This is a genomic window from Hydrogenophaga sp. FG152, from assembly GCF_057809615.1.
Map to the genome: position 1 here is coordinate 24,677 of NZ_JBMDKH010000031.1, position 6,738 is coordinate 31,414.

Annotated in this window: 8 protein-coding genes; 2 read left to right on the top strand and 6 right to left on the bottom strand. The window is 69.5% G+C overall.

Annotated elements, in window-relative coordinates; all coding sequences use genetic code 11:
• Positions 1-231 precede the first annotated feature (231 nt).
• Positions 232-684 (top strand): NYN domain-containing protein, encoded by a 453-nt coding sequence (locus tag ACODTB_RS24900; protein WP_291117803.1) that lies wholly within the window; start codon positions 232-234, stop codon positions 682-684.
• Between the two features lie 16 nt (positions 685-700).
• Here the strand turns inward: ACODTB_RS24900 and ACODTB_RS24905 are convergent, their stop codons facing one another.
• Complete coding sequence (locus ACODTB_RS24905; RefSeq protein ID WP_291117800.1) at positions 701-1,153, bottom strand: Lrp/AsnC family transcriptional regulator; 453 nt, start codon at positions 1,151-1,153, stop codon at positions 701-703.
• Between the two features lie 124 nt (positions 1,154-1,277).
• Between ACODTB_RS24905 and ACODTB_RS24910 the strand changes: the two genes are divergently transcribed.
• Positions 1,278-1,886: a glutathione S-transferase gene (locus tag ACODTB_RS24910; protein ID WP_291117797.1), complete on the top strand. Its 609-nt coding sequence runs from the start codon at positions 1,278-1,280 to the stop codon at positions 1,884-1,886.
• A gap of 17 nt (positions 1,887-1,903) precedes the next feature.
• Here ACODTB_RS24910 and ACODTB_RS24915 read toward each other — a convergent pair whose 3' ends face one another.
• The 5 genes from ACODTB_RS24915 to ACODTB_RS24935 all read right to left on the bottom strand — a co-directional run bounded on the left by ACODTB_RS24915 (position 1,904) and on the right by ACODTB_RS24935 (position 6,638).
• Positions 1,904-2,992 (bottom strand): helix-turn-helix domain-containing protein, encoded by a 1,089-nt coding sequence (locus ACODTB_RS24915; RefSeq protein ID WP_291117812.1) that lies wholly within the window; start codon positions 2,990-2,992, stop codon positions 1,904-1,906.
• Between the two features lie 122 nt (positions 2,993-3,114).
• Positions 3,115-3,753, bottom strand: coding sequence for a nucleotidyltransferase family protein (locus ACODTB_RS24920; RefSeq protein WP_291117793.1), 639 nt, complete (start codon positions 3,751-3,753; stop codon positions 3,115-3,117).
• Positions 3,750-4,826: an XdhC family protein gene (locus tag ACODTB_RS24925; RefSeq protein WP_291117790.1), complete on the bottom strand. Its 1,077-nt coding sequence runs from the start codon at positions 4,824-4,826 to the stop codon at positions 3,750-3,752. The genes ACODTB_RS24920 and ACODTB_RS24925 overlap by 4 nt, the downstream gene beginning before the upstream one ends.
• A gap of 2 nt (positions 4,827-4,828) precedes the next feature.
• The gene (locus ACODTB_RS24930) at positions 4,829-5,416 is read right to left on the bottom strand and encodes an SRPBCC family protein (RefSeq protein WP_291117787.1); all 588 of its coding nucleotides are present in this window, start codon (positions 5,414-5,416) and stop codon (positions 4,829-4,831) included.
• Positions 5,417-5,462: 46 nt separating this feature from the next.
• A complete protein-coding gene (locus ACODTB_RS24935; RefSeq protein ID WP_291117784.1) occupies positions 5,463-6,638 on the bottom strand; it encodes a vWA domain-containing protein in 1,176 nt (391 codons plus the stop codon).
• Positions 6,639-6,738 lie beyond the last annotated feature (100 nt).

Genomic DNA, 6,738 nt, shown 5'->3' on the forward strand with positions numbered 1-6,738 from the left:
GTGAGCCGGGCTTGAGAACCCGAGAAAACTGTCGCGGCCTGAAGGCCGCTGTACACCGCTAGAACAGCGGCCTTCATCATTCACGCTTGTTTTATGGCGGCTCGAATGGGAGGTCGCAAGGCCTGCCGGTTTTTCGCGAGAATTTTCCTGGTTCTCAACCCGTTCGGGCCGCCGCCACTCTGTGTTGTGTGGCGGCGGCTGTTCCTCCACGAACAGGGAAGGCAGGCACCTATGCCGAAGCTGCAGCACAAGCAACAGAAACTCGCCGTGTTGATCGACGCGGAGAACGTCTCCCACACGCTGATCCGTTCCATCCTGTTGCGCGCCGCCTGTTACGGCGTGCTCATCGTCAAGCGCGCGTATGCCGACTGGTCTCGGCCCGGCATGAGCCGTTTCAAGAACGTGCTGCTCCACAACGCCATCGAAGCGGTGCAGCTTTTTCCCTACGCCAAGGGCAAGAACGCGGCCGACATCATGCTCAGCGTGGAGGCCATGTCGCTGGTGAACACGGGGCAGTTCGATGCGGTCTGCCTCGTCTCGTCAGACAGCGATTTCACGCCGCTGGCGTTCGGTGTGCGGCGCGAGGGTGTTCGCGTCTATGGCTTCGGCGCGCGGCAGACGCCACGGGCATTTGTGGCGGCGTGCACCAGCTTCATCTACACGGAGTCGATCCTGACGGACTGATCGCCTGCGATGCGGCTTACGCCCGCCGCGTTGCGAACACCGTGGCGGTTTTGCGCACCGGGCTGGAGAGCACCAGCGAGGTGGTGACGCTGCCGTGCACCGCGAGCGCGTCGACCACGCGCTCCAGATCCTTCGGCTCGGCGATGGCGCAGCGCACGATGAAGCAGTCTTCCCCGGTCACGCGGTCCGCTTCCAGCACCTCCGGCATGTTCTCGAACAGCTGCACATATTGGGAAATGCCGGCGTGCGTGGTCTGGATGCGAATGAGGGCCTGCAGCCCGATGCCGATGGCGCGCAGGTTGACGCGCGCGCTGTAGCCCTCGATCACGCCCGCATCCTCCAGCTTGCGCACGCGCTCGCTCATGGCGGGCTGCGACAGGCCGATGCGCTTGCCGATGGCGGCCAGGCTTTGCCGCGCGTCGCGCTGCAGGGCTTCGAGGATGAGGAGGTCTTTCTTGTCCAGCTTCATGGCGGTGTGTCGTGTGGCGCGGGCAGCGATGATCCATCGGTTTCGAGGGCCGGATTCCGATGGCCCGCGCTTGGAGGGGGCGGTGCCATTGTCTAGCATGGGCCTTTTATCCAAGGACGGAAACATGGAACTCATCGGCATGCTCGACTCGCCCTATGTGCGGCGTGTGGCGGTCACCTTGCAACTTCTCGGGCTGCCTTATGTGCATCGGCCGATCTCGGTGTTTCGCACCTTCGACGAGTTTCGCGCGATCAACCCGGTGGTGAAGGCGCCCACGCTGGTGTGCGCCGACGGCCAGACGCTGATGGACTCCACGCTGATCATTGACCACGTCGAGTCCGTGGCGGGCCGCAGCCTGATGCCGGCGAGCGGGCCGCAGCGGCAGCGCGCGCTGCGCGTCGTGGGGCTGGGTCTGGCGGCTTGCGAAAAGGCGGTGCAGATCGTCTACGAGCGAAATCTGCGCCCGGCCGAGAAGCTGCACGAGCCCTGGATGCTTCGGGTGAAGGGGCAACTGGTGGCCGCCTTTGCGCAGCTTGAAGCCGAGCTGGTGGCGCAGCCCCTGCCGGTGGGGGTGGCTTCCATCGACCAGGCCGGGGTCACGGCCGCTGTGGCGTGGCGCTTCGCGCAGGAGATGGTGCCCGGTGAGGTGGATGCCCAGGCCTACCCGGCAACGGCTCGCCATTCGCGTGAGGCAGAAGGGCTGGATGCCTTCCGCGCGGCGCCCTTCGCCTGAAGGGCGGTCGAGTTGCCTCAGCCCTTGCGGCCGAGCTTGCGGTAGACGGTGGCGCGGCTGATGCCGAGCGCGCGCGCCGCTTCCTTCACGTTGCCGCGCGCGTCGTCCACGGCCTTGCGGATCATGGCGGTTTCCACGTCCTTGAGTGGCAGGCTGTGGCCGGCGGCGCCGTGCAGGGCGCCGCGTTCGCCCCCCTGGCTGAGCTGGGCCAGCACGCTCAGGCGCAGGCCGGACCACAGCGGCACTTCCAGCGGGCCGCGCTGGTGCCGCGCGGCGTCGAACAGGGTTTCCACCGGCACGGCGAAGAGCTCGCTGCAGTGGCCGGGCGCCATGCCGGCGGCAATGCCCAGCATGTCGGCGGCCGGGCGGTTGAGCGCGGTGATCTGGCCATCGGCGTCCAGGCACACCAGCCCGTCGCTGGCGTCGCCCGGCATGCGGCCGGGCCAGCTCAGGCACAGCAGCAGGCGGTGCGGCTGGCTCAGGGTGAGGGCGTTCTCGATGCTGCGCGCCGATTGCGTGACGAGGTGCTTGAGCGCGGGTTGTTCGATCACGTTCACGCCGGTGAGGTCGAGCATGCCGACGCACTGCCCGTCGGGCCCCCAGATCGGCGCGCCGGCGCAGCTGTAGACGCTGGTGTCGTCGAAGAAGTGTTCGCCCCGGTGCAGCCACACGGGCTGCAGGTCGGCCAGGGTGGTGCCGATGGCGGTGGTGCCCACGGCGCGTTCGGACAAGTCCACGCCGATGCGGGCGATGCTGGCGGCTTGCGGGTTGTGGCGGTCCACCGGGCCGTTGACGTCGATCACCAGGCCGCGCGCGTCGGTGAGGATGGCGAAGTAGCGCGTGTGCGCCATGGCGCGCGAGAGCGACTGGATGACCGGGGCGGCGGCGCGCAGCAGCGGCTGGTTGGCTTCGATGGCGCGCTGTGCCGCGCCGCTGGTGACGGTGTCGAAGGTGATGTGCTGGCGCGGTTCGAGCCCGATGTCCAGGCAGCGCCGCCAGGAGCGTTCGACCCAGGGCGCCAGCAGGGGCGGGCTGAGCGGTGCGCGCGATTCGAGCACGGCCTTGCGCGCCTGTTCGATCAGGGCCAGGCGCTGCTGCTGGGGCATCGAAGGCTGGGGCTGTGGGGTCACGATCGGCAGGGGGTTGGCTGGGCCGGGGCCGGGCTGCGGACAGGTCTTCGCCATTAGAGCAGCGTTTGGCCGCCCGCGCACCCCCGGCGTTGACGGGGTTAACCCGGCCAGCGCCAGCTCCAGCGGTTTTCTCGCACCAGGGCTTCCAGGTCGGCCGGGGTGTCCAGGTCGCGGGTGTAGTGCGGGTTGTCCACCGCCCACAGGCGAACGGCCTCCGGGTGGGCGGCGCGCCACTGGCGCAGGCTGGGTTGCAGGGGCTCGGTCAGGGCGCTGCGCACGCGCGCGTCGAAGATCACCGGGTGGCCGGGCTGGCCGTGCACCATGGGCACCTGCACGTGGATGCCGGGGCTGCGGGCGGTGAAGGCGTCCAGCGCCAGTTGCACGTCGGCGCGGTCGATCAGGGGCTGGTCGGCCAGCAGCACCACCACCTGTTTCACGTCGTGCGCCAGCGCGCGCAGGCCGGCGCGCAGCGACGAGGCGGTGTCTTCTTCCGGGCGGGGGTTGATGACGCACAGTGGCGCCAGCCCTTCGGGCAGGCGGGCCACATGGGCCTGCACGTCTTTGGCGTGGTGGCCGAGCACCAGCACCAGGTCATGGCGCGACGGGCCGCGCAGGGGCTGCAGCTGGGTGAGCAGCCGCTCCAGCAGGGTGCTGCCTTCCAGCTCCAGCAGGCACTTGGCCACGCCCCCCATGCGCCGGCCGGCGCCGGCGGCGAGGATGACGAAACCCGTCTTCACGGCGAGACGAAGCAGGTGGGCGCGGAGGCTTCGGCGGCGGAGAGGGTGTTCTTCGCGTTCGCCACTTCCATGTCGCGCGGCAGCGGCACGCCGTTCTTCACCGCGAGCACCTCGGCCATCACGCTGACCGCGATCTCGGCCGGCGTCTTGCTGCCGATGTAGATGCCGATCGGCCCGCGCAGGCGGGCGAGGCTTTCTTCGGTCTGGTCGAAGTGCTCGATCATGCGGGCGTGGCGCGCCTCGTTGTTGCGGCGCGAGCCGATCGCGCCCACATAGAAGGCGTCGGTCTCCAGCGCTTCGAGCAGGGCCAGGTCGTCCAACTTGGGGTCGTGCGTGAGCGCGATCACGCAGCTGCGCCGGTCCACGCGGAACTCGCGCACCACGTCGTCGGGCATCTCGGTGACGATGGTCACGCCGGGCACGGCCCAGGCGCTGCGGTATTCCTCGCGCGGGTCGCACACGGTGACCGCGAAGCCGTTGAACAGCGCCATGGTGGCGAGGTACTCGGTGAGCTGGCCGGCGCCGATCAGCAGCATGCGGTACTCGGGGCCGAAGGTGTTGCTCAGCCACCCGTTCTCGTCGGCCAGTGCCGCAGGTGTGTCGGCCGCGCGCAGTTCCACGCGGCCGGTGGCCAGCTCGGTGCGGCGCTCGACCAGGTGGCCGGCGGTGAGCGTGCGCACCAGTTCGTCCAGCGACGTGGCGTCGGGGTTGAATTCGAGCACCAGCTCCAGCGTGCCGCCGCAGGGCAGGCCGAAGCGGTGGGCCTCGTCGGCGCTCACGCCGTACTTCACGCGCTCGGGCGGGCCGGTGGGGATCTCGTGCGTGATGCCGGGCGGTGCCGTGCTGCCTTGCACCGCGCCGTGGGCGCGGCTGTAGCGGTAGATCAGGTCGTCCTCGATGCAGCCGCCCGAGACCGAGCCGACCACCGCGCCGGTTTCGCACAGCGCCATGACCGAGCCGACCGGGCGCGGCGACGAGCCCCAGGTGCGCACGACGGTGGCCAGCAGCGCGCGCCGGCCTTCATTGCGCCAGCCGAGCAGGGTGCGCAGGACGGTGACATCCAGATTTTCCAAGGTTATCCCTTCGTGGCCAGGTAGATCACCGCCGCCACAACGACGGCGATGGCGGCCCAGGCCCAGGTCGGCATGCCGCCGCCGGCCTTGGGCATGGGTTGGAGCGCGGTGCCGGCCGATGCGGGGGCGGCGGCAGCGGCGCTCGGGTAGCGGGCCTGCAAGGCCTCGTCGAAGCGGCGGAAGAAGTCTTCCGCCAGCGACTTGGCCGCGCCGTCGATCAGGCGTTGGCCGAGCTGCGCGATTTTGCCACCCACCGTGGAATGCACCGTGTAGCTGAGTTCGCAGCCGGAGGCGGCGGGCGCGAGCTGCACGGCGGCTTCGCCCTTGCCGAAGCCGGCCACACCGCCCTGCGCGTCGAAGCCGATCTTGTAGGAGGTGGGCGGCACGATGTCGGTGAGCGTCACGCGCCCGCTGAAGCGCGCGGCGACCGGGCCGATCTTGATGGCGGTGGTCACGGCGTAGGTGTTGGGTTCGGTGAGCTCGAATTTTTCGCAGCCCGGGATGCAGGCCTTGAGCATGTCGGGGTCGTTGAGGGCTTCCCAGGCCTGCTGCTGCGTCACGGCGAGTGACCGGTTTCCTTGCATGTCCACGTGGGTTTCTCCTGTCAGGTCGGAATGATGAATGAAACAGATGACATCAGCCGCGCTGCATCAGCGCGGCCATGGACCGCGCGAGGTCTTCGAGGCGGCTGAGGTTGTGCACGGCGAGCATGCCGTGGGCGTGGCGGTGCAGCACGCTGGCGCCGCTGGCCAGGGGGGCGTAGCCGTCGTAGCGCAGCAGGGGGTTGAGCCAGAGCAGGCGGCGGCTGTGGCGGCCGAGCCAGGTGAGTTCCTGGTCGAGCAGCTCGGGCGCGCCGGTGTCCAGGCCGTCGGTGATGAGCAGCACGACGGTGCGCCGGCCCACGAGGCAGCGCGGGTATTGGGTGCGCAGGGTGGCGAGCGAGGCGCCCAGGCGGGTGCCGCCGGCGAAGTCGTCGATGGCGGCGTTGGCCATGTCCAGCATCTGGTCGGTGTCGCGGTGGCGGAAGGCGGCGCGCAGGTCGGTGAGTTCGGTGCCGAAGGCGAAGGCGGCGCGCGGGGTGCCGCGTGTGGCCTGGTGCAGGAAGGCGAGCAGCAGGCGGGCGTAGCGTTCCATGGAGCCGGAGATGTCGACGAGGATGAGCAGCGGCAGTGGCTGGGGCCGGCGGTTCATCAGGGGCAGCTGGAGCAGTTCGCCTTCGTGCCGGCGCGCCTGTTGCAGGGCGCGTGGCCAGTTGGGGCGGTGGCCGCGGGTGCCGGCGCGTTCGCGGCGCGAGCGCACGGGGGGCAAGGGGAGAGGGATGTCGCGCACGAGTTGTTCGACGAGGCGGAATTCGCTGGCGGAGAGGCCGGCGAAGTCGGCATGGCGCAGGCGCTGTTGGTCGCTGGCGGTCATGGCGGCGTCGAATTTGAGTTCGGTTTCGCCTTGGTTGGGGGTGCGGGCTTTGAGGCCGGCGACGCTGAGGGCTTCCTGCACGCGGGCTTTGCGCCGGACCGGGTGGGCTTTGGCGGCTTTGGGGAGCATTTGGGCGAGGAGTTGCTGGGCGAGTTCGGGGTTGCGGAAGAAGGCTTCGAACATTTCGCCGAAGACGCCGATGTCCTGCTGGCGGCTGACCATCACGGCTTCGAGGGCGGCGCGCAGGTCGTCTCTTCGCTCCAGGCCGACGGCTTGTGCGGCGGTGACGGCGAGGATGACGCGGCTGCTGTCGACCGGCACCCCGGCGCGGCGCAGGGCCCTGCCGAAGGCGGTGATGTGGTCGGGGAGTTTCCCGCTTCTGGCGTCGCCGAGGATCATTCTTTTTCTGCCTGCTTTTTGCTTGGCACGTCGTGGTGGGTTGCCTGCACCTCGCGCTGACGGCTGGCGTGGTCCGCGTTCTCCGGCGCTGCTCGCGGGT